The organism is Serratia liquefaciens ATCC 27592 (assembly GCF_000422085.1).
Classification (GTDB): domain Bacteria; phylum Pseudomonadota; class Gammaproteobacteria; order Enterobacterales; family Enterobacteriaceae; genus Serratia; species Serratia liquefaciens.
The window spans coordinates 1663660-1688512 of sequence record NC_021741.1; the positions used below are offsets into that span (position 1 = coordinate 1663660).

Here is a 24853-nt window from a genome sequence, read left to right on the forward strand (position 1 = left end):
TTGGGCAATAAGCATACAGTTTGAAATAGGGCGTGCATAACCACGCCCTGGAGAGACTTACTGCGGGAACCACTTGTCGTTGATGGCTTTGTAGGTGCCGTTAGCCTTGATGGCGTCCAGAGCGGCATTCAGCTTGGCCAGCAGCGCCTGGTTGTCCGGACGCACAGCAATGCCCAGGCCAGTACCGAAGTATTGAGCATCGGTAACGTGCTCGCCGACCGGCGCCAATTGCGGGTTATTCTTCAGCCACTCGTTGACCACCGCGGTATCACCGAACACGCCGTCAATACGGCCATTTTTCAGTTCGAGAATGGCGTTCTGGTAGCTGTCGTAAGAGACGGTATTAATCTCCGGGTGCTTATCCTGCATGTATTTTTGATGGGTGGTGCCGTTCTCCATGCCGATCTTTTTGCCTTTCAGATCCGCCAGCGAGCTGAATTTGCCTTTCTGCGCGATGACGATTGCCGAGTTGGCGTAGTAAGGCTGGGTAAAGGAAACCTGCTTGCTGCGCTCTGGCGTGATGTCCATACCGGAAATCACCGCGTCGTATTTTTTGAATTTCAGGGCGGCGATCAGGCTGTCGAACGCCTGGTTGGTAAAGGTGCATTCGGCTTTCATTTGCTTGCACAGCGCGGTAGCCAGATCGATATCAAACCCGACAATCTTGTTGCTGGCATCCAGCGATTCGAAGGGTGGATAGGTGGCGGAAGAGGCGAAGCGAATGGTCTCAGCTGCACTGGCGTTGAAGGCGATGCCCGCCAATACCGTAGCGGCAAGTAATAGTTTTTTCATGCGTAAAGCTCCTGTCTGCAAGTCTGCGTGTTTTTATCTCTTCACCGCTTGATTTTACTGACAATAACCCAAAGGTTTAGGCGGCTGTTTATCGACGTTTACCCTGACATTTAATGCATTAATATGCAATATAAATGATTAAAAAATTACGGCGAAAATAAAAAAGCCCTGCACGATGGCAGGGCTCCGAGACCTGAGGGGGCGGGCTCAGTTGCGGCGCTCGAATGCCAGCGCCCGACGCTCGACCACGCGCATCAACAACGTCAGCAGGCCGTTGACGCACAGATAGACCAACCCGGCAGCACCAAACACCATCACGTCGTAGGTACGGCCATACATCAGCTGGCTGTATCCCATCACTTCCATCAGGGTAATGGTGTAGGCCAGCGAGGTGCTCTTGAACACCAACACCACTTCGTTGGAGTAAGACGACAGTGCACGCTTGAAGGCAAAGGGCAGCAGGATACGCAACGACTGGGCACGCGACATGCCAAGCGCTTCGCAAGATTGCCACTGACCGGCGGGGATCGCCCGCACCGCACCGTAAAACAGCTGGGTAGTGTAGGCCGCGCTGTTCAGCGCCAATGCGATCATCGCACACAGCCACGGCTGCGACAGCAGATCCCACAACCACGGATATTCGCGGATCGCCGGGAACTGGCCGGGGCCGTAGTAGATCAGGAAGATCTGCACCAGCAGCGGCGTACCGGTGAACAGGGTGATATAGATTTTCACCAGCGGCGTCAGGATCGGCGTTTTCAGCGTCAGGATCACCGTCAGCACCAATGACAGCAGCAGTGCCACGATCAGCGCGGTAACGGTCAGCGTCAGACTGGTGTGCAGCCCTTTGATAATTTCCGGCAAGAACTCAAACATCAGGCTGGCCCCCGCTCAAAACGCGTGGTGCGCAGTTCAATGCGTTTGATGATGTACTGGCTGAACAGGGTCACCACCAAATAGATGGCCGCCGCGATCACATACCAGGTAAAAGGCTCCTGGGTGCGAGTGGCGATGCTCTTGGTCTGCAGCATCAGATCGTTAACGCTGATCAGCGACACCAGCGCGGTATCCTTCAGTAAAACCAGCCACTGGTTGCCCAGCCCTGGTAGGGCGTGGCGCCACATCTGCGGCATGATCAGGCGAAAGAAAATCGCTGCGGTACTCATCCCCAGTGCCTGGCCGGATTCCCATTGCCCCTGTGGCACCGCTTTGAGTGCCCCGCGCAATGTTTGTGACGCATAGGCGGAATAGAGCAGGGCGAGGGCAATTACGCCACACAGGAACGGGCTGACTTCAAAATTATCAATCGCCAGCTGGACGGGCAGTTGGAACAGGCCAAAGTTCAGGGTGAAGCCGTCGGACAGCATCAACAGCAGCTGCGATGAGCCGAAATAGATGAACAGCACCACCAGAATTTCCGGCAGGCCGCGCAACAGCGTAACCCAGGCGGTGCCGAGCCAGCTGACCACTTTCCAGCGCGATGACTCCCAGACGGCAAACAGCATCGCCAGGATCAACCCGAGGATAAGGGCACAAACGGCAAGGCCGACGGTCATCCCGGCGGCGCTTGCTAGAGGTTGAATTTCATTCATGGGGATAGATTACTGCTGGAACCATTTTTTGTAGATGGTTTCGTAAGTCCCATCCTGTTTGATCTTGTCGAGGGCGGCATTGAACTTGCCCTGCAGATCGGTGTTTTTCTGGCGAACGGCAATGCCCAGTCCGGTACCGAAGTAGTCTTTGTCGGTCACCTTATCGCCTACCGCGGCCAGAGCGGCATTCTGTTTCAGCCATTCGTTGACCACTGCGGTGTCACCAAATACCGCGTCAACGCGGCCATTCTTCAGATCCAAAATGGCGTTCTGATAGCTGTCGTAAGGCACGGTGGTGATTTCAGGGTGCTTATCGGTCAGGTATTTCTGGTGTGTCGTACCGTTCTGCACGCCCACTTTTTTGCCTTTCAGCGCCGCTACGTCGGCAACTTTGCCCTTCTGGGCGACAAACAGCGCGGAGTTGTCGTAATACGGTTTGGTAAACAGCACCTGTTTTTCACGTTCAGGCGTGATGTCCATACCGGCCATGACCGCGTCAAAGCGCTTGAACTTCAGGCTCGGGATCAGGCTGTCAAAAGCCTGATTGGTGAAGCTGCACTCGGCCTGCATCTCTTTACACAGGGCATTGGCCAGATCGACGTCAAACCCCTGGATCTTGTTGCCGGCGTCAATAAATTCAAACGGAGGATAAGAAGCTTCGGTAGCGAAACGGATCGTTTCGGCTGCAGAGGCGGAAACGCTGATGCCAGCCAGAACGGCGGCGATTATTAGTTTTTTCATCGCAAACTCCCCAAATTACAGCAAGTAAAATTGTTAGTGTGATAAGTAATTGGCAAACTCGGTGGTCTGCGGCTGCGCAAAGTGGCTGGCATCGCCTTGTTCCACTACGTGGCCGTTTTCCATGTAGACCACGCGGCTGGCGGTTTTGCGCGCCACTTCCACTTCGTGGGTGACGATCACCTGGGTGATCCCAGTGCCAGCCAGCTCGCGAATTATACTGACGATTTGGGCGGTGATTTCAGGATCCAGCGCGGCGGTTGGTTCGTCGAACAGCAGCACCTGCGGCTCCATCATCAGCGCACGGGCAATGGCCACGCGTTGCTGCTGGCCGCCGGAAAGGTGCAGCGGGAAACGGTCGGCAAAATCGGTCAGGCGCAAACGCTTCAGCAACTTGTCGGCACGCTCCATCGCCTGAGCCTTGGTCAGGCCAAGCACACGACACGGCGCTTCGATCAGGTTTTGCACCACGGTAAGGTGAGGCCAGAGATTATATTGTTGGAATACCATGCCGACGTTCTGACGCAGCTCACGAATGGCTTTCTCGCCAGGGGCCTGCTTGAAGTCGAATTGATTGCCGGCGATCTGCAACTGACCCGAGCGCGGCATTTCCAGCAGGTTCAACACCCGCAGCAATGAACTTTTCCCCGCGCCGCTTGGACCCAGCAGCACTAAAGTTTCCCCTGCTGGGCAATCCAGCGTGATGTCAAACAGCGCCTGATGTGCGCCGTAATAGCAGTTGATACCGTTAAGTTGAATGCTCATGCGCCAGAATTGAATAGATATTGATGCCGCGAATGTTAACTTCCACAGAATACTTATGCAATCTTTGTGCGTTAAAATTTATTACTGCGCGGCAGGATAGTAAAAGAATAGCACAAGATACCGCGAGTCAGGTTCGAAGGGGGGATTTGTCGTGCACGCTGTGAGGTATGTAGCGAAAATTCTCAAAGTGAACGAATGTTGAGCGGAATCAAGGCATTTTTTTACCCACCGACATCAAGCAGATGACGGTGGGGCGTGTGAGCTTACTGGTTTTCCAATACCTGACGCAGCGTCCCGCTGGCGGCATGCGGCGGCACGTTCAGATAGCGGATATCATCCACCACCCAACAGGTGCCTTCACGTACCATCAGCACCTCATCCTGCCAGTTGACCGCGCTGCCGCCGTCCTTCTGGTAGCTGAGCTGTACGCGCAATGGAATATTTTTTGCGTCGGTATTCGGGATGGTAGAAGCGCTGGCGACGGTGGCGCTGGTCGGTCCCTGCGCGTTGCCGGTAAACAGATCGCCAGTGACCTGATGTTTGCCCGGGTTCTGGTTGGCGGTCACCAGATCCTGATACAGCACTTTACTCAGGTAAGGTTGCAACTGCGCCAGACGGTTGCTGTCGGGCAGGGTGGTAGCGGCGCCCTGTTGCAGGCGCAGATCGTAAAATTTCTGTGCGACCGTATCCGGGCCGCCTTCCACACAACCGCCGGTACGGGAGCCGATATCCTTGAATGCCGGTTCGACGGTGGTGCAGGCACTCAGTAACAGCGCTAAGGGCAAAACAGCCGCAATCGTTTTTGTTTTCATCTCATTACCTTATGTGAAAGTCTCTACCATGAAGACCATTAGCCTACAGTATAAATGCGATTTCTGGCCTTGCATTCGTACTGCGTGCCATTTCAATACAGAACATAATGCCAAATCAATGGTCAGATAAGTGCGATGAATCAATCAAGCAAGGAGTTTTCATGCAGCTTTCCACTACCCCGACCCTGGAAGGGTTTACTATTACCGAGTACTGCGGCGTTGTCACCGGCGAGGCCATTTTGGGCGCGAATATTTTCCGCGATTTTTTTGCCGGCGTGCGCGACATCGTGGGCGGCCGTTCGGGCGCTTATGAGAAAGAGCTGCGTAAAGCGCGCCTGATTGCCTTCCGGGAGTTGGAAGAGCAGGCAAAAGAATTGGGCGCCAATGCGGTGGTCGGCATTGATATCGATTACGAAACCGTGGGTAAAGACAGCAGCATGTTAATGGTGACCGTCAGCGGTACCGCGGTGAAAGTCAGCCGCTAATCCTTTCTTTGCCCCCGGCCAAGGCCGGGGGCATTCGTTTATCCTACTTTGTGTTCTTCCACTTTTAGCGGGCGATGTTCCTGCGGTTTGGCCGCTGGAGCAGGGTGATGCTGTGCCTGTTGAATCTGTGGCTGATGGAACGGCGTTGGTGCGCTATGTGACATCATGGCATTTGGCCGTGGTTGAACCGGCTGTGGGCGAATAACGTTAGCCTTGGGCGCGACGTGTTCGACAGGTTTAACGGCCGGCAACTGCGCCCTTTGCTGTACGCTGACAGGTGTCGGTAGATGTTGTTCAGGCGTACGAGCCGGTCGCATCTCGGCCTGATGAACGGGGGCCGTGACTGTCGCTGGGTGCGGGCGCACGGCTGCCGGTGTTGAATGAGCGAAACTCGGCAGGGTCATTGGCTGCTGAACATGGGCGACCGGTGTCATCGCATGGGGCGCTGGCGTAGCTGCATGGGCAAAGTTCGGCGCCGTCATCGGCTGGCGTTCATTGGCTGCGACGGGTGGCGTAAAATGTGGCTGTTGCAGGTTGGCAACCTTAGGGGCTGCATAAGGCGTTGGTGCGGCAAAATGCGGCACCTGATTGACTGGCGCATTGTGATAGTTATTCACCGTGGTGCTGCGATTCACATTATTGTATTGGTTGATATTGGTGACACGGTTAATCACCGTGGTGGAGTGCGAGATATAAGGCGCATTGTTATAGACCACCGGTTGACGCCGATCATTCCAGCGCACGTCCCAGCTATGCCAGTTGTCATGATGCTGATTGATCAATGCCCCGACCGCGACACCCACGCCAAAACTGATCACGCCTGCCGCCAGCATATCGCCACTGCTATAGCCTGAGGCACTCTGATAGTGATAGCTCGGGTAGGCCGGGACAGGTTCGCCATAGGCCACCCAGGGATCGTAACGCGGCACGTAAACCACATCCGGTTGGCTGGGCTCGATGACAATGGTTTGCGCCGGCGCAACCACGACGCTTTGCGGATAGGGTTGCGGTTCAACGTAACGGGTTGCAGGCGTGATGACCACCCTTTGCTGCGGCGACGTTTTCAGCGTGCCTTTGGCGGCGGCACGTTGGCGCATGACCTGAATGGCGTTCATCACGTCGGTAGGGTCGTTGAGATAAGCGCTGCCCAGCGCGGTGGTCCAGGGAATATTTTTAGCCATCTGATCCAGCACGTCAGGAAATTGTACCAAACCGCGTACGCTGGGGTCCCAGGGTTGAGCGCCAGCGGCTGCGGTGAGCGCGGCCGGTTGCACCCCCCGGTTTTGCGCCAGCCAGTTATCCGCCGCGCTGATTTGATCGGGGTAACCCGCACCGGCCAGCACCTGCGCCAACAGTTTGTCAGGAAAAAGCGCCACCGGGCTGACCAGTTGATACAATTGATCGGCACTCAGTGGCGTATAGGTTGATGTTGCCGCGGGCGTGGCCACAGCAGGCGCGGTTCCCCCCATGGTATTGGCCACCGTTTTTTGGTCACAGCCGCTGAGCGGCAGCATGGCGATGCAGATCAGCCAGGCGACAGGGTTGAGCTTGAACATGAGCGACTCACTTTTATCAGCGCAGGTAATACTATGAAGCTATCATCTGCCATGGAGTCCGCCAGCGCGGCGCAACACTCACTTGCACATCTGGCCTCTCTGTCATCATTTATTGATTAACTTGATTATTGGATACAGATTAATCAATTTGAGTTACAAATTTGAGCCGCTCGACGGCAGGAGGGATTCGTGAAAATTTGGCCAGGGATATTTGCTGCCGCATTGCTTACCGGCTGCCAAAGCGCACCGCAAAGCACCACCATAGACCGGGGCGACTATCAGTTGGAAACCCTGCATCAGGCGCAGGGAGCAGACCAGCGCATTCGTTTTCTGGTGATGCATTACACCGCAGAAGATTTCCATTCCTCGCTTAAAACCCTGACGGATGAACACGTCAGCGCGCACTATCTGCTGCCCGCGCACCCGCCATTGGTACAGGGCAAACCGGTGGCGTTTCAACTGGTGCCTGAAGCCCTGCGCGCATGGCATGCCGGGGCAAGCACCTGGCGCGGCAGAACCAACCTGAACGATACCTCGATAGGGATTGAAATAGTCAATCGCGGGTTCAACCGCACCCTGCTGTTTACCCATTGGCAGCCCTATACGCCACAGCAAATAGCCCTGTTGATCCCGCTGAGCCGCGATATCATCCAACGCTATGGCATTCAGCCGACGGACGTAGTGGGGCACAGCGACATAGCGCCCCAACGCAAGCAGGACCCGGGGCCGTTATTCCCCTGGCGGCAACTGGCGCAGGCCGGTATTGGCGCCTGGCCGGACGAGCAGCAGGTGCAGAAGCTACTGGCCGGCCGCGACAAGCAGGCGGCCGTGCCCCTGGCCCCCTTGATCGAAAAGCTGGCGCGTTACGGTTATGGTATTGACGCTCGGTGGGATGTCAGGCAGCAGAAGAACGTGCTGGCGGCGTTTCAGATGCATTTCCGGCCCAGCGATTATCGCGGTGAGCCGGATGCGGAGACGGGGGCGATCGTTGATGCCTTGCTGTTGAAGTACGGGGCAGCTCGCTAATTAAAGGCCGTGCAGTTTACCGTGTTCTTTTAGCCAGCGAGCGGTGCGGGAAATGCCTTCATCGAGCGAAACTATCGGCCGGTAATCCAACTCCTGCTGGGCACGAGTGGTGTCCAGCGTCAGATCAAAATTGAGCTTGGCGACCCCATAGTGGGTCAGTACCGGCTCTTTCTCGCTTTTGCTCCCGAGTTTCTCCATGCCGCGCGCCATCATATCGAGCATGGGATAGGGCACAGAGCGGATCCGGCACTTCATCCCCAACTCGTCAATTAACTGCTGCACCACGCTGTGCAACTGACGTGGCTGCTGATTGGTGATGTTATAAGCGCGGCCGGATGGGGTATTTTCTTTCTGAGTGGCCAGCCACATGGCGTGCACCGCGTTTTCCAGATAGGTCATGTCCACCAGTGCCGCGCCGCCGCGTGGCAGCAGCAGGTTGCCGTAGCGTTTGATCATCTGCAACAGGCGCGGCAACATCACTTTGTCATGTGGCCCGAACAACCCCTGAGGACGCAGGATGGTGAAGTGGGTTTGCGGGTTGGACATCGCCAACTGCTGGATCACCTGTTCACCGGCGGCTTTGCTGCGCGCAAACTCGTTGGCATAGCGCGCGGGGCGGAAGTCTTCGGTAATGTTGCGATGGTGATGATAATCGAAGTAGATCGCCGGCGAAGAGATATGGATAAACTGCGAAACGCCGTAGGCCGCTGCCCATTCGCCCAAGCGACGGGTAGCGCGCACGTTGGCCAGTTCGAAGGCTTCTTCGGTGCCCCATGGCGAGGTGAAGCTGGAACAGTGCCACAGCACGTCCACGTCGGCCAGCATGGCTTTGGCCTGCGATGAGATCAGGTTGGTGAGATCGGCATGAATGAATTCCGCGCCCATTTTTTCCAGCAGACTGCCCATGGCCTGGTTGCGGCCGGTGGCACGCACTTTAATGCCCTGGCGGCGGAGATATTCAACGGCGTTACGGCCTAACCCACTGGTTGCACCGGTGACCAATACCTTCATAACGAACTCTATTCTCACCAAAAATCAGAATGCTGACGGCCTTCAGCGGCGTTCCAGCAAATAAGATGCCATTCTTCCGTTATTTCGTGCGCTATGCAATCGGAAAGGCCCTAACCGCAGCAGTAAACTGTGCGGTTGATCGACAAATAAGCGATGGTCAGGACATATTGCGCGGGTTCTCTTCGGCCAGCCTGGCGATACGGCGCGCCATACCGCGAAAAATGAACAGGTGAGCGGGCATCATGGCGAACCAATACAGTAGTCCGCTGAAACCGGCAGGGTGCCACCAGGCACGCACATCCAGGGTGCGGTGGTCGCCATGATCTTTGATGGTGAAAACCAGCCGGCCCAGCCCCGGCGCTTTCATGCCGAACAGCAACGCCAACTGCCGCAGCGGTTTAATGGTGATGACCTTCCAGCCATCGACCAGGTCGCCAATGGCCAACGTCTCACGCTGGGGGCGGCCATAAACCACGCGATTGCCAATCATATCGTCCATGCGGGCACGGATTTTCCACAGGATATTGGCGTAAAAATAGCCCTCTTTCCCGCCCAGTTGCTGCACCGTATGCCACAGCGCCTGGCTGGATGCCTGGGTTTCCAGCGAACAGCCCGCCTGTTTCGGGTAGAAGCCATAGCCTGGTCGCCAGCGGGCTCGCGCTTCCGGATCGTAGCCCCAGTCGGCGGAGTCGACCACTTCTTCCTCGCGCCGCAGGGTAGCCGTCACCGCCTGATCGAAGGTTTGCAGCGTCTGCGGAATCAGAGCCTGTAGCGGTTTACCGTCGGCGGGAAGATCGTGGTTCAACCCCTGGATCAACGCATTGGCGATCGAGGTGGGCACCGAGGTGATCATGCTGATGAACCATACCGAGATAAACCGGGTGGGCAAGGGGATGGGGATCAGCCAACGTTTTTTTCCGCTGATGGCAATGAAGCGTTCAAACATTGTTTGATAACTGATGTACTCCGGGCCGGCGACGTCAAAAATGCGGTTTTCTTCCGCCGGGTGCGCCAGCAGATCGGCCAGATACACCAGCAGATTTTCCAACGCGACCGGCGAAGATTTGGAACGCACCCAGCGCGGCGGGGTTAGCACCGGCAGGTTGTAGACCATATCGCGCATAATTTCGAAGGCCGCCGAACCGGGGCCGACAATGATGCTGGCGCGCAGTTCGGTGACCGGTACGCCGCTCTGGCGCAAGATCTCCCCGGTCAGCTTGCGTGCCACCAGGTGCGGTGAACTCTCGCCTTCCGGTTGCAGTGCACCGAGAAAAATGACCTGTTTTACGCTGGCGTTGCGTAGCGCATCGCGCAGGTTTTCCGCCGCCTGGCGTTCTTTTTCGATAAAGTCATCACCGTCGCCCATACCGTGGATCAGATAATAAACGGCGTCGATCTCCCACAGCGCGGCGGTCAGGGTTTCTGGTTGGTAGACATCCACGTACTGGCAGTTGACCTGCGGCCAATGCTGCTCCTGAAGCCATTCAAGGCGGCGCGCGGCGGCGGTAATGCTGTGTCCCTGTTCGATCAGGTGGGGGATCAGGTTCTGGCCAATATAGCCGCTGGCTCCAAGAACCAATACGCGTTGAGGTGTCATTAGCGCTGCCTTATGCAGTGGAAGTCGATGACAGCATGCCAAACTCAGGGTTTAAATGCACTTTTTGTGTGGTTATGCGGGCATTGCATCCACCTTAAGGCAGCGTCACACTACGCACCGTTTGTTTGTGCTAAGCCGAAAAAATATGAAACTCAATGCCGTTTGTTATGCCCTGTTAGGTCTGGCGCTGATCGCCAGTTTATTTTTCCTGCATCCGATTTGGATGTGGTGGCTGTTGGCTAACCTGCTGACGTTATTGGTGTACGGTGTCGATAAACTGGCCGCGTGCAAGGGTTGGCGTCGGGTGCCTGAAATCACGCTATGGGTGTTCGGGCTGGTGGGTGGCTGGATTGGGGCGATCGTTGCGCAGCAATTGTTCCGTCACAAAACCCAGAAACAGCCGTTCAAAAGTTGGTTTATCTTCAGCGTGGTGTTGAACGTCGTGGCGACGTTGGCGATCTGGTACTGGGTTTACGGCCGTTGGATCCTCTAAAACACGGGGCGTGTTAGCGCCCCGTTGAGGCATGCATCAAGCGTGCTGCTTGAGGAACTGTTGCCACAAATCGACCACGTGCTGTAAATCCTGACGGCTGACGTCGAGGTGGGTCAAAATGCGCGTCAGCGGCCCGCTGCTGATCAGTACGCCGCGCTCGCGCATCCAGGGGCCCAGTTTTGCCGCTAATTCAGGGGACTGACGCAGGTACAGCACGTTGGTTTGCGCGCCCGGCTCGGCGATCTCCACGCCAATGTTTTGCAACTGCTGTTCCAGCCACTTGGCGTTATCGTGATCTTCCCGCAACCGTTCGACATTATGCTCCAGCGCATAGAGTCCCGCGGCGGCCAGAATACCGGCCTGACGCAGGCCGCCGCCGGTCATTTTGCGCCAGCGTATCGCCTGCTGAATAAAGGCCTCGCTGCCGCACAGCAACGAGCCTACCGGCGCGCCCAGCCCTTTCGACAGGCAAATGGTGAAGGTGTCGCAATACTGCACGATCTCTTTCAGCGGCACATTCAGCGCGACTGCGGCGTTGAAGATGCGTGCCCCGTCGATATGCAGTGCCAGCTTGTGTTCACGGCTGAATTGCCAGGCCTGTTGCAGGTACGCCAGCGGTAACACGCGGCCGCTGATGGTGTTTTCCAGGCTCAGCAGACGGGTTCTGGCAAAGTGAATATCATCGGGTTTAATTGCCGCCGCAACCTTGTCCAGCGGCAGGGTACCGTCCGGGTTGGCTTCAATCGGTTGCGGTTGGATGCTACCCAGTACCGCGGCACCGCCGGCTTCGTATTTATAGTTATGCGCCTGCTGGCCGACGATGTATTCGTCACCGCGCTGGCAATGGCTCAGCAGCGCTACCAGGTTTGCCTGGGTGCCGCTTGGCAAGAACAGCGCCGCCTCTTTACCGGACAGGCGAACCGCTTCCGCTTCCAGTGCGTTGACCGTGGGGTCATCGCCATAAACGTCGTCACCGACTTCGGCCTGGGCCATGGCTTCACGCATAGCGGCGCTGGGGCGGGTTACTGTGTCGCTGCGTAGATCAATAAGCATAAAAATTCCTTATCCCCTTGATCTTTCAAGCCGCAGCGTTGTTGGCTGCAACTTAAAATCTATTGGGGATAGCTAATGTGAAAGAGAATGCGGTTTTCATCATAGCCAGATTTTCTGATGACAAAAGAGAAAAAATACCGGGAACAGTGATCGTTGTTCCCGGGGTGGGTCATTAACGCAACCAGTTGGTTTTTGCCAGTTCGACCACTTCGTCGCCGCGGCCGTTGATGATCGCCCGCAGCATATACAGGCTAAAGCCTTTGGCCTGCTCGAATTTGATCTGCGGCGGCATCGCCAGTTCCTGCTTGGCGGTGACGACATCGAGCAATGCCGGGCCGGGGTGCGCCAGCATTTCCTGCAGTGCGCCGTCCAGATCCGACGCTTTCTCCACGCGAATGCCCTTGATGCCGGCGGCATTGGCTATCGCCGCAAAGTCAGGGTTATGCAGGTCAGTGCCGTCGGTCAGGTAGCCCCCGGCCTTCATTTCCATGGCCACGAAGCCCAAAACGCTGTTGTTGAAGATCACAATCTTGACCGGCAGTTTTAGCTGGGCCAACGACAGGAAGTCGCCCATCAGCATAGTGAAACCGCCGTCGCCGCACATGGCGATCACCTGCTTGTTCGGTTCGGTTGCCTGTGCGCCAATCGCCTGCGGCATGGCGTTGGCCATCGAACCGTGGTTGAACGAACCGAGCAGGCGGCGCTTGCCGTTCATTTTCAGATAGCGGGCCGCCCATACCGTCGGCGTGCCGACGTCACAGGTGAAGATGGCGTCGTCGCTGGCGTACTGGCTGAGCTGTTGCGCCAGATACTGCGGGTGAATAGGCTGATCGTCATTGGCGGTGGCCAGGCCGTCCAGATCTTTGCGCGCGTTGCGGTAGTGCTCCAGGGCCTTGTCGAGAAAGGCACTGTCGCTCTTGGGTTCCAACTGCGGCAGCAGGGCGGTCAGGGTGGTGTTGATGTCGCCCACCAGCGCCATATTGACCGGGCAGTGCGCCCCGATACTGCCTGGGTTGATGTCGATCTGAATGATATTGGCGTTGGTAGGATAGAAGGCGCGGTACGGGAACTGGGTGCCGAGCAGCACCAGGGTATCGGCGTTCATCATGGCGTGATAGCCAGAAGAGAAACCGATCAGACCGGTCATGCCGACGCTATAGGGGTTGTCCCACTCGATATGCTCTTTACCGCGCAAAGCATGCACCACCGGTGCCTGCAACAGTTCGGCCAGCTTGACCACTTCATCATGAGAACCTGCACAGCCGCTGCCGCACATCAGCGTAATATTTTTTGCCTTGTTAAGGGTTGCGGCCAGCTTGTTCAACTCGCTCATGGGCGGCTGCACCAGCGGCAATGCCGGAGTGTGCCACACCATGCTGGCGTCTTCCGGTGCCATGCGCAGCGCCACGTCCCCCGGCAGCACAATCACCGACACCCCGCGATTGAGGATCGCTTTGCGCATGGCAATCTCCAGCACTCGCGGCAGCTGTTCCGGGTTGGAAACCAGCTCGCAGTAGTGGCTGCATTCGCGGAACAGTTCTTGTGGGTGAGTTTCCTGGAAATAACCGCTGCCAATCTCGCTGGAGGGAATATGGGCGGCAATGGCCAGTACCGGTACGTGGTTGCGGTGACAGTCGAACAGACCGTTGATCAGATGCAGGTTACCTGGCCCACAAGATCCGGCGCAGACCGCCAGTTGGCCGGTAAGCTGGGCTTCTGCACCGGCGGCAAAGGCAGCGACTTCTTCGTGGCGCGTGCCCAGCCATTCGATGGTGCCCATACGGTGCAGGCTGTCGCTGAGGCCGTTAAGTGAATCGCCGGTGACGCCCCAAATGCGTTTCACACCGGCCTGTTCCAGAGTTTTGGCGATCAGCGTGGCTACGGTTTGCTTCATACTTCCCCCAAACATGATAGAAATACCCTTGATTTTCAATCGTCTGAATTCCTCGGGTATGGCTTATTGATTATTGAGCAGATGAACGTAATAAAAGCGCGCAACCGGGAAAGTGTAGAAGGGGAGTGCCAAGCCTGCTTGCCGATAAATGCCCCATCATTGGCGATGGGGCGGCAAGCGTCAGGCGAGGGTAACGTCGCCCTGCAGTTGGCAACTGCAGGCCAGCACATAGCCCTGGGCGATTTCAGCCGGTGTGAGCGTCATGCTGCTGGTGGTGGTGTAGTCGCCTTCGAGAATGCGCGTTTTGCACGAGCCGCATACCCCGGCGCGACAGGCCGCGTTGACCGGCAATGCGTTGGCTTCCATCGCTGCCAGCAGCGTGCTGCCTACCGGGACGCGGTATTCACCCAACGGCCGGGCGGAGCGCAGCATTAAAGTTGCACCTTGCCCGCTATCGGTTTCCGCCGGGGTATGAAACTGTTCTTTATGGAAGCGGGAAGCCGGCACACCAAGCTGCAGGCACAGTTGCTCCGCCTGGGTCATATAAGGCGCAGGGCCGCAGGTCATCACCCTGCGTTCGGTGATATCCGGCGCGACCTGGCGCAGCACTTCGGCACTGATCCGCCCGCTGAGATACCCTGGCTGGATATCTTGTTCGGCCATCAGCGTCAGCCGCAGTTGCGGATGAGCGGCACAAAGCTCGCGCCACTGCTCGGCGAAAATGGTATCGGCAGGGGTACGTACGTTAAAGATTACGGCGACATCACAGGCCGGACGATTGGCCACCAGCCAGCGACACATGGAGATGATTGGCGTGACGCCACAACCGGCAGCCAACATCAGGTAGCTGTCGGCCGGGTGTTGTTCACAGCTGAACTCGCCTTGGGCGTCAGACAGCCACAGGGTGTTGCCGGGTTTAACCTCACGCGTCAGCCAACGGGAGCCGATGCCGTCCGGCAGGCAACGTACGCTGATGCTGAGAAAACGGCTTTGGCCGGGGGAAGAAGACAGGGTATAGGCGCGCAGCGTCTCTTCGCTATTGCGAATGCTGACCAGCGCAAACTGGCCGGCTTGATAAGGGTAAAAAACGTCGCAGATCAGGTTTAACGTCCAGACGTCGGCGGTTTCCTGTCGGATCGAATGGACCTGCATACGGTTAGGGCAAAGTGGGCTGGGTTGGGTCATAGGGCACCTCAAAAGCAAAGGGGCCGGCATCTGCGGCCCCAAAAAACGGGATCAACCAAGCAGGGCGTGCAGGTCCTGCTCAACGGTAGTAATCGGACGCATGCCGAACTTGTCGTTGAGGATCGCCATCAGGTTATCGGTCAGGAAACCCGGTGCCGTCGGGCCGGTGACAATATTTTTCACCCCTAACGACAGCAGCGTCAGCAGGATGACGATCGCTTTCTGCTCAAACCAAGACAGGACCAGGCTGAGTGGCAGTTCGTTGACGGTACAACCGAGCGTATCGGCGAGTTTGACCGCCAGCATGATGGCAGAATAGGCGTCGTTGCACTGGCCGACATCCAGCAGGCGCGGCAAGCCTTCCAGGGTGCCGAAATCCAGTTTGTTGAAGCGGTATTTGCCGCAGGCCAACGTCATGATCAGGCAGTCTTGCGGGACGCTGCGGGCAAAATCGGTGAAATAGCTGCGTTCATCGCGGCTGCCGTCACAGCCTCCCACCAGGAAGACGTGACGCAGTTTCTTTTGCGCCACCAAATCGATCACCGTATCGGCAGCGTTGAGCAGCGTCTGACGGCCAAAGCCGACGGTGATCATATGTTCGATTTCGGTATACGGGAACCCCTTCATGCCTTGTGCCTGGGCGATCACCTGGGTGAAGTCATCCCCTTCCAGATGGTTGACGCCCGGCCAGCCGACGATGCTGCGCGTCCAGATGCGATCGCCGTAGTTGCCGACGTTAGGATCGATAATGCAGTTGGAGGTCATCACGATAGGACCGGGGAATTTGGCAAACTCGGTCTGCTGGTTCTGCCAGCCGCTGCCGTAGTTCCCCACCAGATGTTTGAATTTTTTCAGCTCCGGGTAGCCGTGTGCCGGCAACATTTCGCCGTGGGTATAGACATTCACGTCCTGCCCTTCGGTTTGCTCGAGCAGCATGCGGAGATCTTTCAGATCGTGACCGGAGATCAAAATGGCTTTACCCGCCACCGGACGGACGTTAACCGCGCTGGGCAGCGGATCGCCATAGGCCTGTGTCTCGCCGTGATCGAGAATGGCCATCACGTTGAAGTTCATCTTGCCGATGCCCATCGCGTTGTTGAGCAGGGTATCCACATCACGCGGATGGGTGCCGAGCCAGGCCATAAAGGCGTGATAGTCGGCGTAAATCTGGTCGTCATATTGACCCAATACGTGGGCGTGCTCCATATAGGCCGCCGCGCCTTTCAGGCCGTACAGGCAGAGCATGCGCAGGCCGTGCACGTCGTCGCCGACCTCGGCTTTATCGGTATTCAGAGCGAACTGAGCCGCCTGTTGCAGCAGAGTAGGCATATCGTCACCGGCCAACTGCAACGTGGCTAGTGGATGATCGACGCTTACGCCGGCATCCAGCAGGCGGCAACGTGCCGCCAGTGATTCGCGCAGGGTGATAGTTTCGCGTGCATAACCGATGATGCGGTCAGAATCGAAGTTGACGTTGGTCAGGGTGGAGAAGAAGGCGCGCGGGGCAAAACTGTCGATATCATGATCGACGATCCCGAGAGCCCGTGCCTGCAGCGCCCAGGCTGACAGCCCTTGTAATGACGCTACCAGCAGATCCTGCAGGTCCGAAGTTTCCGCCGTTTTACCACACATGCCCTGGGCATAAGAGCAGCCGTTGCCGGCCGGGGTACGAATGGTTTGTTCACATTGCACACAGAACATAATCGCTTCCTTTTTTAAAGTTGCATTTTAAATGCTTGTTTAAGAGCATAGATCGGCAACCGAGGCTTAAAAAGGTTTTTATGGCGTAACCAAAGGGAAGTTTGATTTAGCGCAATTTCGCTGTGCGGATGGGAATTATTACGCTTTCCGGGGGCGGTGCCCCCGGAAAAGAGGTCAGGAGAACAGGGCGATCAGTACCGGTGCCAGCAGGCTTAGCAGGAAGCCATGCACAATCGCCGGTGGCACCATTTCCAACCCGCCGCTGCGCTGCAACACCGGCAGGGTAAAGTCCATGGAGGTGGCACCGCACAGGCCCAGCGCAGAGGAGCGGCTGCGTCGTACCAGGCTTGGGATCAGCATAATTGCCACCAGCTCGCGTGCCAGATCGTTAAAGAAGGCTGCGCTGCCCAATACCGGACCGTAGGCATCGGTGATCAGAATGCCGGAAAGCGAATACCAGCCAAAACCGGAGGCCATGGCCAGCCCGGCTTTGATCGGCAACCCCAGCAGTTGCGCTGCCAGCGCACCGCCGGCCAGCGCACTGACCGTCACGACCATGGCCACCATCATGCCGCGTCGGTTAAGTACGATTTGGCGCAGGGTCATGCCGCTGTTGCGCAATTGGATGCCGACCAGCAACAGCAGGAAAATTAACGCGTATTCGCTGCCTTTATTGGCAAACTGCAACCATTGCCACTGGGTCAGGCCGAGCAGGAAGCCGCCGAGTACCACACCGCAGAGTTTGAGCGATTCCAGCGCCATATGCAGGCGCGAGGGCAGCTTTTCCTGTTTATGGCTGTTCCGCCACGGCATTTTATGTTCCAGCAGCGCCAGCATCAGCAGGCTGGCAGCGAGAATGCACAGGAAGAACACCGAGGCATACTGGAAAATCAGCACCAGATTACTGCTCAGATCTTCCAAAAACGCCAGGCTGATACCCATGAAAAACAGGATCACGTAAACCATCCAGCTCAGCAGACGGTTAATGGTTTGCAGTAACGTTCTGCTGCGTAATGGAACCAGGTAACCGGCAATCAGCGGTAAGAGAATAATCAGCAGTCCTGAATACATGGTGAAGCTTATGTCCTTTGTTCGGCAGATGGCGCCAGGATGACGGCGAGGCCCCACACGCTAACCAAAACGGCGACCGGAGTAAAGCGGCAGATTTGACGTCGTCCTCTTGACCTGCAAGGGGTTTTTTGACCATGCTCAGAGAAGGTCACCCCATTAAGGACGGTGGCAGCGCGCACGGGAGGCGACAGATGTTCTTAGAGCGTATCGAGATTGCAGGTTTTCGCGGCATTAACCGGCTGTCGCTGATGTTGGACGACAACACGCTGCTGCTGGGTGAAAACGCCTGGGGTAAATCCAGCTTGTTGGACGCCTTGACCCTGCTGCTGGCGCCGGAGCAAAAGCTGTACCGTTTTGAAGGGCATGACTTTCATTTCCCCCCTGGTGAGGAAGAGGCCAAAGAACGGCATTTACAGGTGGTCTTTACCTTCTGTGAGAAAGACATCGGCCATGCTCATCTCCCCCGTTACCGCCACCTTTCGCCGCTGTGGGTCAAAGGCGAGGATAACCTCAACCGAATTTATTACCGCTGCGAAGGTGAACTGGCCGATGACGGCACGGTTTGTACCTGGCGCGGCTTCCTGGATGCCGACGGTAACGCGATGCAGTTGCATCATATTGAGCAACTGGCACATGCCATTATTCGCATCCATCCTGTATTGCGCCTGCGCGATGCGCGTTTCATCCGCCGTCTGCGGCCCAGCACGCTGAACGATGAAAACCCGGCTGATAATAAGGCCCTGTCCCAGCAGTTGGATCAGTTGACGCGAGAATTGGTGCGTAACCCGCAAAAGCTGACTAACGCCGAGCTGCGGCAGGGGTTGGCAGCAATGCAGCAACTGCTGGAGCATTACTTTGCCGAGCAGGGTTCGCAGGTCTCCCGGCCGCGTCGGCAACGGTTGGATCAAGATCAGGATCAGCAGGCATGGCGCTCCCTGGACAGCATCAACCGTATGGTGGCAGAACCTAACAGCCGTAGCATGCGGCTTATCTTGCTGGGAATGTTTTCTACGCTGCTGCAGGCCAAGGGCAGCATCAAGCTGGATCCGCACGCCCGGCCGCTGCTGCTGGTGGAGGACCCGGAAACCCGTCTGCATCCGATTATGCTGTCGGTGGCCTGGGGGCTGCTTAACCAGTTGCCGTTGCAACGGATCACCACCACCAATTCCAGTGAACTGGTGTCGCTGGTGCCCGTAGAGCATGTTTGTCGGTTGGTGCGTGAGTCCGGGCGCGTCGCCACTTACCGCCTGGGACCGCGTGGGCTGAGCCCGGAGGATGGGCGCCGCATTGCTTTTCATATTCGTTTTAATCGGCCATCTTCGCTGTTTGCCCGCTGCTGGTTGCTGGTGGAAGGCGAGACCGAGGTCTGGCTGTTGAGCGAGCTGGCGCGCCAGTGCGGATATCACTTTGAGGCAGAGGGCGTACGCGTGATCGAGTTCGCCCAATGCGGATTAAAACCTTTGCTGAAGTTCGCCCGTCGCATGGGCATTGAATGGCATGCTTTGGTGGACGGTGATGAAGCGGGGAAAAAGTACGCCAATACTGTACGCAGCATGTTGGATAACCACGACGATAACGAGCGTGACCGACTGACCGCGTTACCGGCACCGGATATGGAGCATTTTATGTTCCGCGAAGGCTTCAGCCCGGTCTACTACCGGGTGGCCTCGGTGCCGAAGAATACGCAGATGCCGGTGCGTAAGGTGATCCTCAAGGCGGTGCATCACTCCTCGAAACCCGATTTGGCGATCGAAGTAGCGATGCAAGCCGGCCAGTGGGGCACGGACTCGGTGCCGCCACTGCTGAAGAAAATGTTTTCGCGTGTGACCTGGCTGGCGCGTGGCCGCGCCGATTAGACCGAAGTAAAACGGGGCTGGGCACGAAAGTGCTCTGCCATTCCCAGTTCCAACTCGTCCAGCAGTTGATAGCGACGGCGGTATTCAGCGCGTTTCTTGCTGGCCACTTCTTCGATCGGTTTGCGGGTGATGTTCTTCGGCAATAAAAAATAGCCGCTTTCAAGCATCTGGCCGCCCATGGATACCCAAAACTGATCGTAATCGGCATGCAGCTTGTCTTTCTTTTTACTGTGATAACGCCAGTTCTGGTAGATATGGGTGGCGTTGCCGACCGCCACGATTTGCTGAATGCCCAAATGGTGGGCCAGAGCGCAAATCCCTTCCAGTGCCAGGCGTTTCGGGAACAATCCGTGACACTCCTTGGTGGCCTGCTGGATTTCAGCATGCGGTACCTGATGATTAGCTCCCTGTAACCCGCCGATAAACAGCGTCGGTTTCTGCTGATAGTGCATCAGCGAAAAGGTGATTTCCGCCAACATAATGCCGTTGGCGTTACGCAGCAGCAGGGTGGCTTCGCCTTCCTTGTTCAGGTTGTCGATGGCCGCCAGTTCGAGTGACACTGCGGCGCCACTCTTGCCTTCGGCGCTGGCGAGCACAAAAGGCTTTTTCAGATGACCGAGCAGCATTTTCATTGGCATGCGTTGGGTGCTGAGATCGTAGTGGTCGCGCAGGGCAAATAAGCACTCGATTTTACTCATGTTGGCTGCCAGATACGGACGATGCAGTTTGCACGGCAGATTGGGTTGCGCGTTCAGGATCTCATCCAGCAGGGGATTGGACGCCAGCGTGCTGAGCAGGCCGCTGGTGGTGCGCCAGCAAAATAACGAACGGCCGATAAACTTCAAGCGGAATGACGTTTTTTTCCAGGCTTTACTCGGCGTCTTTTCGCCATTGATCAGCGCCGTCATCAGTTGCCAGCTGTTAAGCGGACGTGCAGATACGAGTGGGTAGCTGAGCTGTGACATGATGAAATCCTTGACTGTATTGAATGGTGCTATTTCATCAAGGCTTCACTAAACGAGAGGTCAATGCCCAACTGTAACCAAGCGTGTCTCCACATTGTGTTGAGCTAAGGTTTAGTTATTCCGCACCGTGCGTGATAATTTAGCCCCGCTGCCGCTATTGGCAGTATGAATTGCAACAGGCAGGAACCTATTTTGACGTGGTTTAAAGGACACAAACGACGCTGGATAATGGCGCTGATCGTAGCGGCGGTTATCGCTGTGCCGGCGGTCTGGCACTTTGGGCACCCGACGCCAACCCAGTTTAAAACGGTGAAGGTCACCCAGGGCAGTCTGCAGCAAAACGTACTGGCGACCGGTCAGCTCGACGCGGTTCGCAAGGTGGACGTGGGTGCGCAGGTCAGCGGGCAGTTGGAAAGCCTGTACGTCGAAATTGGCGACCGGGTGAAGAAAGGCCAGTTGCTCGGCGTGATTGATCCGCAGCAGGCGAAAAACAGCATCCGCGAGGGCGAGGCGACGCTGCGCGAGCTGCATGCCCAGTTACAGCAGGCGCAAGCGGAACAACAGCTGGCGGCGGTTACGCTGCAGCGCAATCAAGCCTTGGCCAAACTGCAAGCCGTCTCGCGTCAGGATCTGGATCAGGCCGCCACACAACTGGCAGTGAAGAAGGCGCAGGTAGGCACCATTCATGCGCAAATCGCCAAAAACCAGGCCAGCCTGGACACGGCAAAAATCAATCTGGCGTTTACCCGCATTGAAGCGCCGATGGATGGCGACGTGGTGCAAATCACCACGCTTCAAGGCCAGACGGTGATCGCGGCGCAACAGGCGCCGAATATTTTGACGCTGGCAGATCTCAGCACCATGTTGGTAAAAGCCCAGGTGTCGGAAGCGGACGTCATCAGCCTGAAGCCGGGGCAAAAAGCTTGGTTTACCGTACTGGGCGATCCTAATCGACGCTTTGATGGCGTGCTGAAAGATATCCAACCAACGCCGGAAAAGGTCAATAACGCTATCTTCTACTACGCGCGCTTTGAAGTGCCGAACCCCGAGGGGTTACTGCGTTTGCAAATGACGGCGCAGGTGCATATTCAACTGGCGGGGGTCAATCAGGCGCAAATTATCCCTTTGGCGGCCCTGGGCGATCAAATTGCGGATAACCGCTATCAAGTTTCGATCCTCAAGCAGGGCAAGGAGGAAAAGCGCGAAGTGGCGATTGGCCTGCGTAATAATATTGACGTGCAAATCCTCAGCGGACTGAATATCGGCGACGAAGTGATCGTCAGCCGCGGCGGCGCGGAGCCTCTCTGATGGCCGCATTGTTGGAACTGAGCGGCATCAGCCGTAGCTATCAGTCGGGCGATCAGACGGTGGCGGTGCTGAAGAACGTGAGCCTGAGCATCGAGGCCGGCGAAATGGTGGCCATTATGGGCGCCTCCGGCTCCGGTAAATCGACGCTGATGAATATTCTCGGCTGCCTGGATAAGCCCAGCGCCGGCGTGTATCGGGTGGCAGGGCAGGACGTGGCGACGCTCGATAGCGACGCGTTGGCTCGGCTTCGGCGTGAACATTTCGGTTTTATTTTCCAGCGGTATCATTTGTTGCCGCATTTGAGCGCGGCGCATAACGTCGAAGTGCCTGCGGTATATGCCGGGTTGGGCAAGGCGGCACGACGTGAGCGTGCGGTGGCGCTGTTACAGCGCCTGGGGCTAAGCGAGCGCGTCAGTTACCGACCTAGCCAGCTTTCCGGCGGTCAGCAGCAGCGGGTCAGTATCGCTCGTGCGCTGATGAATGGCGGTCAGGTGATCCTGGCGGATGAACCGACAGGTGCCCTCGACAGCCATTCCGGTGAAGAGGTGATGACCATCCTCAAGCAGCTGCGCGAGCAGGGGCATACGGTGATTATCGTGACCCACGATCCGGCCGTGGCCCAGCAGGCTGAGCGGATCATTGAAATCCGCGACGGCGAAATCATTGCCGATTCACGCCCTGATGGGCAGAGCAACCCGAACGCCAAACCGTTGGAGATGGTTACGCCGGCGCCGTCCTGGCAGCAAACTATCAGTCGTTTCCGCGAAGCCTTGGTGATGGCCTGGCGGGCAATGGCGGCAAGTAAAATGCGCACTGCGCTGACCATGCTCGGTATTATTATCGGCATCGCCTCGGTGGTTTCGATCCTGGTGATCGGCGACGCAGCCAAACAGATGGTGCTGGCAGATATCAAATCCATCGGCACCAATACGGTAGATATCTATCCCGGCAAGGACTTTGGTGACGACGATCCGACTTTCCGCCAGGCATTGAAGTACGACGATCTTGCCGCGTTGCGCGAGCAGCCTTACGTCAGCGCATTGTCGCCTAGCATCGCCAGCAGTATGCGGCTGCGGCTGGGTAACGTTGATGTTGCAGCCAACGTTAACGGCGTCAGCGAACAGTTTTTCCGCGTGTACGGCATGACCTTTACTGAGGGCGTCGGCATTGATCAACTGCAGGTGCAATCACAGTCGCAGACGGTGGTGATCGACGCCAATACCCAGCGCCGCCTGTTCCCGAATCAGAAAGAGGTGGTAGGCCGGGTGATCCTGGTGGGCAATATGCCAGCGACGGTAGTGGGGGTAGCGAAGGAAAAGCAATCTATGTTCGGCAGCAGCAAGACGCTGAACGTCTGGGTGCCCTACAGCACCATGGCCAATCGGCTGATGGGGAACGCCTATTTTGATTCGATTACCGTGCGCATCCGTGATGGTTACAACAGCCAGGAGGCGGAGCAACAGCTGACGCGCTTGCTGACGCTGCTCCACGGCAAGAAAGACGTCTTCACCTATAACATGGACAGCCTGGTGCAGACCGCAGAGAAAACCACGCGTACGCTGCAGCTGTTTTTGACGCTGGTGGCGGTGATTTCACTGGTGGTCGGCGGTATCGGCGTGATGAACATCATGCTGGTGTCGGTGACGGAGCGCACGCGTGAGATCGGCATCCGCATGGCGGTGGGGGCACGTTCCGGCGACGTACTACAGCAGTTTTTGATTGAAGCGGTGCTGGTGTGTCTGGTCGGCGGTGCTTTGGGGATTACGCTGTCCTTTGCCATCGGCCTGTTGGTGCAGTTGGTGTTGCCGGGTTGGCAAATCAGCTTCCCTCCGGCGGCCTTGTTGAGTGCGTTTGTCTGTTCCACCGCTATCGGCGTGGTGTTCGGTTATCTTCCGGCCCGCAGCGCGGCGCGGCTTAACCCGATTGACGCGCTGGCACGCGAATAATCAGCGAATAAAAAATGCCAGTCACACGGCGGCTGGCATTTTTTAGCGGGGTGTTTCAAACTGACTCTGTGGAAGCGCGTTAGGCCAGGGCCTCGCTTTCCAGTGGCACAATAAGACTCGCATGGTTCCCTTTTGGCCCTTGGTGCACATCAAAACTGACCTGCTGGCCGGCTTTGAGTGTCCGGTACCCATCCATCTTAATCGTAGAATAATGGGCGAATATGTCTTCGCCGCCGCCTTCAGGACAGATAAACCCAAACCCTTTGGCGTTGTTGAACCATTTAACAGTACCCGTCTCCATGCTTTTACATCCCTCGCAACGCTATTTTTAGGTGAGATGAATAACTGAATTCGCACCCGCCAGAAGCAGGTAGCAGATGAGCCTGAAAGTGGTTAAAACACCACCAGCTCACGAATTTACACTCTAGAGCAAATGATCATCACGTCAAGGGATCGGCTTTTGTCGGCAGGGAGCAGTTCATCAAAGTTTGAAGCAGGTAACGATCTTGACATTGTTTGGTAACAATTCGTCAGAGATTTTTGCGCACGTTCCAGTGCGGCGGGATGATGGCGAAGATGATAAAATAGTAATGATACCCCACTTTGAATAACCGGAACCTGTCCCCATATTAAAGGACAGAGCAGAGAAGATGAGCAGCGATGGGCAATAACAACGGTTGGCTAAATTTCGAACATTTGGCCGAGGAAAAACAAATCGATGCGGTAAAACCGCCGTCTATGTATAAAGTTATACTTAACAACGACGATTACACACCGATGGAATTTGTGATTGACGTTCTGCAAAAGTTCTTTTCTTATGATATTGAACGCGCAACGCAACTGATGCTCACGGTCCACTATCAAGGCAAGGCGATCTGCGGTGTCTTTACCGCCGAGGTGGCGGAAACCAAGGTCGTCCATGTGAACCGTTATGCGAGGGAGAACGAGCATCCGTTGCTTTGTACGCTAGAAAAAGCCTAGATTTAGGCAACTATTGGGGAGGTGCT

At 56.6% G+C, this 24853-nt stretch carries 23 protein-coding genes; 7 read left to right on the forward strand and 16 right to left on the reverse strand.

Going from position 1 to position 24853, the window contains the following annotated elements; all coding sequences use genetic code 11:
- Positions 1 to 57: 57 nt before the first annotated feature.
- From artJ (M495_RS07740) to M495_RS07765, 6 genes are all read right to left on the reverse strand, one after another.
- Entirely contained in the window at positions 58 to 792 is a 735-nt protein-coding gene (gene artJ / locus M495_RS07740; RefSeq protein ID WP_020826084.1) for an arginine ABC transporter substrate-binding protein, read from the reverse strand.
- A gap of 207 nt (positions 793 to 999) precedes the next feature.
- On the reverse strand, positions 1000 to 1668 hold the full coding sequence (artM, locus tag M495_RS07745; RefSeq protein WP_020826085.1) for an arginine ABC transporter permease ArtM: 669 nt from the start codon (positions 1666 to 1668) through the stop codon (positions 1000 to 1002).
- Positions 1668 to 2384 carry an arginine ABC transporter permease ArtQ gene (gene artQ, locus M495_RS07750; RefSeq protein WP_041414381.1) on the reverse strand — a complete coding sequence of 239 codons (717 nt, stop codon included), beginning with the start codon at positions 2382 to 2384 and terminating at the stop codon, positions 1668 to 1670. The genes artM and artQ overlap by 1 nt, the downstream gene beginning before the upstream one ends.
- A 9-nt stretch (positions 2385 to 2393) precedes the next feature.
- On the reverse strand, positions 2394 to 3125 hold the full coding sequence (artJ, locus tag M495_RS07755; RefSeq protein ID WP_020826087.1) for an arginine ABC transporter substrate-binding protein: 732 nt from the start codon (positions 3123 to 3125) through the stop codon (positions 2394 to 2396).
- Between the two features lie 33 nt (positions 3126 to 3158).
- The gene (gene artP / locus M495_RS07760) at positions 3159 to 3887 is read right to left on the reverse strand and encodes an arginine ABC transporter ATP-binding protein ArtP (RefSeq protein ID WP_020826088.1); all 729 of its coding nucleotides are present in this window, start codon (positions 3885 to 3887) and stop codon (positions 3159 to 3161) included.
- Between the two features lie 263 nt (positions 3888 to 4150).
- Entirely contained in the window at positions 4151 to 4699 is a 549-nt protein-coding gene (locus M495_RS07765) for a lipoprotein (RefSeq protein ID WP_020826089.1), read from the reverse strand.
- 161 nt (positions 4700 to 4860) lie between these two features.
- On the opposite strand from M495_RS07765, the gene M495_RS07770 reads away from it, so the two are divergent.
- Positions 4861 to 5184 (forward strand): heavy metal-binding domain-containing protein, encoded by a 324-nt coding sequence (locus M495_RS07770; protein WP_020826090.1) that lies wholly within the window; start codon positions 4861 to 4863, stop codon positions 5182 to 5184.
- A gap of 38 nt (positions 5185 to 5222) precedes the next feature.
- Here M495_RS07770 and M495_RS07775 read toward each other — a convergent pair whose 3' ends face one another.
- Positions 5223 to 6740 carry a DUF3300 domain-containing protein gene (locus tag M495_RS07775; RefSeq protein WP_020826091.1) on the reverse strand — a complete coding sequence of 506 codons (1518 nt, stop codon included), beginning with the start codon at positions 6738 to 6740 and terminating at the stop codon, positions 5223 to 5225.
- A 189-nt stretch (positions 6741 to 6929) separates the two neighbouring features.
- On the opposite strand from M495_RS07775, the gene M495_RS07780 reads away from it, so the two are divergent.
- Positions 6930 to 7766: an N-acetylmuramoyl-L-alanine amidase gene (locus M495_RS07780; RefSeq protein WP_020826092.1), complete on the forward strand. Its 837-nt coding sequence runs from the start codon at positions 6930 to 6932 to the stop codon at positions 7764 to 7766.
- Here M495_RS07780 and M495_RS07785 read toward each other — a convergent pair whose 3' ends face one another.
- Both M495_RS07785 and M495_RS07790 read right to left on the reverse strand, forming a co-directional pair.
- On the reverse strand, positions 7767 to 8777 hold the full coding sequence (locus tag M495_RS07785; RefSeq protein WP_020826093.1) for an NAD-dependent epimerase/dehydratase family protein: 1011 nt from the start codon (positions 8775 to 8777) through the stop codon (positions 7767 to 7769).
- A gap of 157 nt (positions 8778 to 8934) precedes the next feature.
- Complete coding sequence (locus tag M495_RS07790) at positions 8935 to 10374, reverse strand: DUF2867 domain-containing protein (protein ID WP_020826094.1); 1440 nt, start codon at positions 10372 to 10374, stop codon at positions 8935 to 8937.
- A gap of 145 nt (positions 10375 to 10519) precedes the next feature.
- Between M495_RS07790 and M495_RS07795 the strand changes: the two genes are divergently transcribed.
- Positions 10520 to 10867 carry a DUF1294 domain-containing protein gene (locus tag M495_RS07795; protein WP_020826095.1) on the forward strand — a complete coding sequence of 116 codons (348 nt, stop codon included), beginning with the start codon at positions 10520 to 10522 and terminating at the stop codon, positions 10865 to 10867.
- A 36-nt stretch (positions 10868 to 10903) separates the two neighbouring features.
- Here the strand turns inward: M495_RS07795 and ltaE are convergent, their stop codons facing one another.
- The 5 genes from ltaE to M495_RS07820 form a co-directional block, all read right to left on the reverse strand.
- A complete protein-coding gene (gene ltaE / locus M495_RS07800) occupies positions 10904 to 11920 on the reverse strand; it encodes a low-specificity L-threonine aldolase (protein ID WP_020826096.1) in 1017 nt (338 codons plus the stop codon).
- A 172-nt stretch (positions 11921 to 12092) separates the two neighbouring features.
- Entirely contained in the window at positions 12093 to 13814 is a 1722-nt protein-coding gene (gene poxB, locus M495_RS07805; RefSeq protein WP_020826097.1) for a ubiquinone-dependent pyruvate dehydrogenase, read from the reverse strand.
- 180 nt (positions 13815 to 13994) lie between these two features.
- A complete protein-coding gene (gene hcr / locus M495_RS07810; protein WP_020826098.1) occupies positions 13995 to 14999 on the reverse strand; it encodes an NADH oxidoreductase in 1005 nt (334 codons plus the stop codon).
- 51 nt (positions 15000 to 15050) lie between these two features.
- The gene (gene hcp, locus M495_RS07815) at positions 15051 to 16700 is read right to left on the reverse strand and encodes a hydroxylamine reductase (protein WP_020826099.1); all 1650 of its coding nucleotides are present in this window, start codon (positions 16698 to 16700) and stop codon (positions 15051 to 15053) included.
- A 174-nt stretch (positions 16701 to 16874) separates the two neighbouring features.
- Positions 16875 to 17771 carry a lysine exporter LysO family protein gene (locus M495_RS07820; protein ID WP_020826100.1) on the reverse strand — a complete coding sequence of 299 codons (897 nt, stop codon included), beginning with the start codon at positions 17769 to 17771 and terminating at the stop codon, positions 16875 to 16877.
- A 191-nt stretch (positions 17772 to 17962) separates the two neighbouring features.
- On the opposite strand from M495_RS07820, the gene M495_RS07825 reads away from it, so the two are divergent.
- Complete coding sequence (locus tag M495_RS07825; protein ID WP_020826101.1) at positions 17963 to 19627, forward strand: ATP-dependent endonuclease; 1665 nt, start codon at positions 17963 to 17965, stop codon at positions 19625 to 19627.
- Here the strand turns inward: M495_RS07825 and M495_RS07830 are convergent.
- Complete coding sequence (locus M495_RS07830; protein ID WP_020826102.1) at positions 19624 to 20592, reverse strand: VirK/YbjX family protein; 969 nt, start codon at positions 20590 to 20592, stop codon at positions 19624 to 19626. The genes M495_RS07825 and M495_RS07830 overlap by 4 nt on opposite strands.
- Before the next feature lie 192 nt (positions 20593 to 20784).
- Between M495_RS07830 and macA the strand changes: the two genes are divergently transcribed.
- Positions 20785 to 21900 (forward strand): macrolide transporter subunit MacA, encoded by a 1116-nt coding sequence (gene macA / locus M495_RS07835; RefSeq protein ID WP_258557338.1) that lies wholly within the window; start codon positions 20785 to 20787, stop codon positions 21898 to 21900.
- Positions 21900 to 23846, forward strand: coding sequence for a macrolide ABC transporter ATP-binding protein/permease MacB (gene macB, locus M495_RS07840; protein ID WP_020826104.1), 1947 nt, complete (start codon positions 21900 to 21902; stop codon positions 23844 to 23846). The genes macA and macB overlap by 1 nt, the downstream gene beginning before the upstream one ends.
- Before the next feature lie 79 nt (positions 23847 to 23925).
- Here macB and cspD read toward each other — a convergent pair whose 3' ends face one another.
- Positions 23926 to 24147: a cold shock-like protein CspD gene (cspD, locus tag M495_RS07845; protein WP_004942590.1), complete on the reverse strand. Its 222-nt coding sequence runs from the start codon at positions 24145 to 24147 to the stop codon at positions 23926 to 23928.
- A gap of 359 nt (positions 24148 to 24506) precedes the next feature.
- Between cspD and clpS the strand changes: the two genes are divergently transcribed.
- On the forward strand, positions 24507 to 24827 hold the full coding sequence (gene clpS / locus M495_RS07850) for an ATP-dependent Clp protease adapter ClpS (RefSeq protein ID WP_020826105.1): 321 nt from the start codon (positions 24507 to 24509) through the stop codon (positions 24825 to 24827).
- Positions 24828 to 24853: the final 26 nt, after the last annotated feature.

Coding starts and splice junctions, on each gene's coding strand:
- M495_RS07820 (WP_020826100.1), bottom strand. CDS start 17,771: ATGTATTCAGGACTGCTGATTATTCTCTTACCGCTGATTGCCGGTTAC.
- artJ (WP_020826084.1), bottom strand. CDS start 792: ATGAAAAAACTATTACTTGCCGCTACGGTATTGGCGGGCATCGCCTTC.
- hcr (WP_020826098.1), bottom strand. CDS start 14,999: ATGACCCAACCCAGCCCACTTTGCCCTAACCGTATGCAGGTCCATTCG.
- artP (WP_020826088.1), bottom strand. CDS start 3,887: ATGAGCATTCAACTTAACGGTATCAACTGCTATTACGGCGCACATCAG.
- artQ (WP_041414381.1), bottom strand. CDS start 2,384: ATGAATGAAATTCAACCTCTAGCAAGCGCCGCCGGGATGACCGTCGGC.
- macB (WP_020826104.1), top strand. CDS start 21,900: ATGGCCGCATTGTTGGAACTGAGCGGCATCAGCCGTAGCTATCAGTCG.
- M495_RS07770 (WP_020826090.1), top strand. CDS start 4,861: ATGCAGCTTTCCACTACCCCGACCCTGGAAGGGTTTACTATTACCGAG.
- M495_RS07790 (WP_020826094.1), bottom strand. CDS start 10,374: ATGACACCTCAACGCGTATTGGTTCTTGGAGCCAGCGGCTATATTGGC.
- poxB (WP_020826097.1), bottom strand. CDS start 13,814: ATGAAGCAAACCGTAGCCACGCTGATCGCCAAAACTCTGGAACAGGCC.
- ltaE (WP_020826096.1), bottom strand. CDS start 11,920: ATGCTTATTGATCTACGCAGCGACACAGTAACCCGCCCCAGCGCCGCT.
- M495_RS07825 (WP_020826101.1), top strand. CDS start 17,963: ATGTTCTTAGAGCGTATCGAGATTGCAGGTTTTCGCGGCATTAACCGG.
- M495_RS07830 (WP_020826102.1), bottom strand. CDS start 20,592: ATGTCACAGCTCAGCTACCCACTCGTATCTGCACGTCCGCTTAACAGC.
- clpS (WP_020826105.1), top strand. CDS start 24,507: ATGGGCAATAACAACGGTTGGCTAAATTTCGAACATTTGGCCGAGGAA.
- M495_RS07785 (WP_020826093.1), bottom strand. CDS start 8,777: ATGAAGGTATTGGTCACCGGTGCAACCAGTGGGTTAGGCCGTAACGCC.
- artJ (WP_020826087.1), bottom strand. CDS start 3,125: ATGAAAAAACTAATAATCGCCGCCGTTCTGGCTGGCATCAGCGTTTCC.
- artM (WP_020826085.1), bottom strand. CDS start 1,668: ATGTTTGAGTTCTTGCCGGAAATTATCAAAGGGCTGCACACCAGTCTG.
- cspD (WP_004942590.1), bottom strand. CDS start 24,147: ATGGAGACGGGTACTGTTAAATGGTTCAACAACGCCAAAGGGTTTGGG.
- M495_RS07765 (WP_020826089.1), bottom strand. CDS start 4,699: ATGAAAACAAAAACGATTGCGGCTGTTTTGCCCTTAGCGCTGTTACTG.
- M495_RS07795 (WP_020826095.1), top strand. CDS start 10,520: ATGAAACTCAATGCCGTTTGTTATGCCCTGTTAGGTCTGGCGCTGATC.
- M495_RS07775 (WP_020826091.1), bottom strand. CDS start 6,740: ATGTTCAAGCTCAACCCTGTCGCCTGGCTGATCTGCATCGCCATGCTG.
- hcp (WP_020826099.1), bottom strand. CDS start 16,700: ATGTTCTGTGTGCAATGTGAACAAACCATTCGTACCCCGGCCGGCAAC.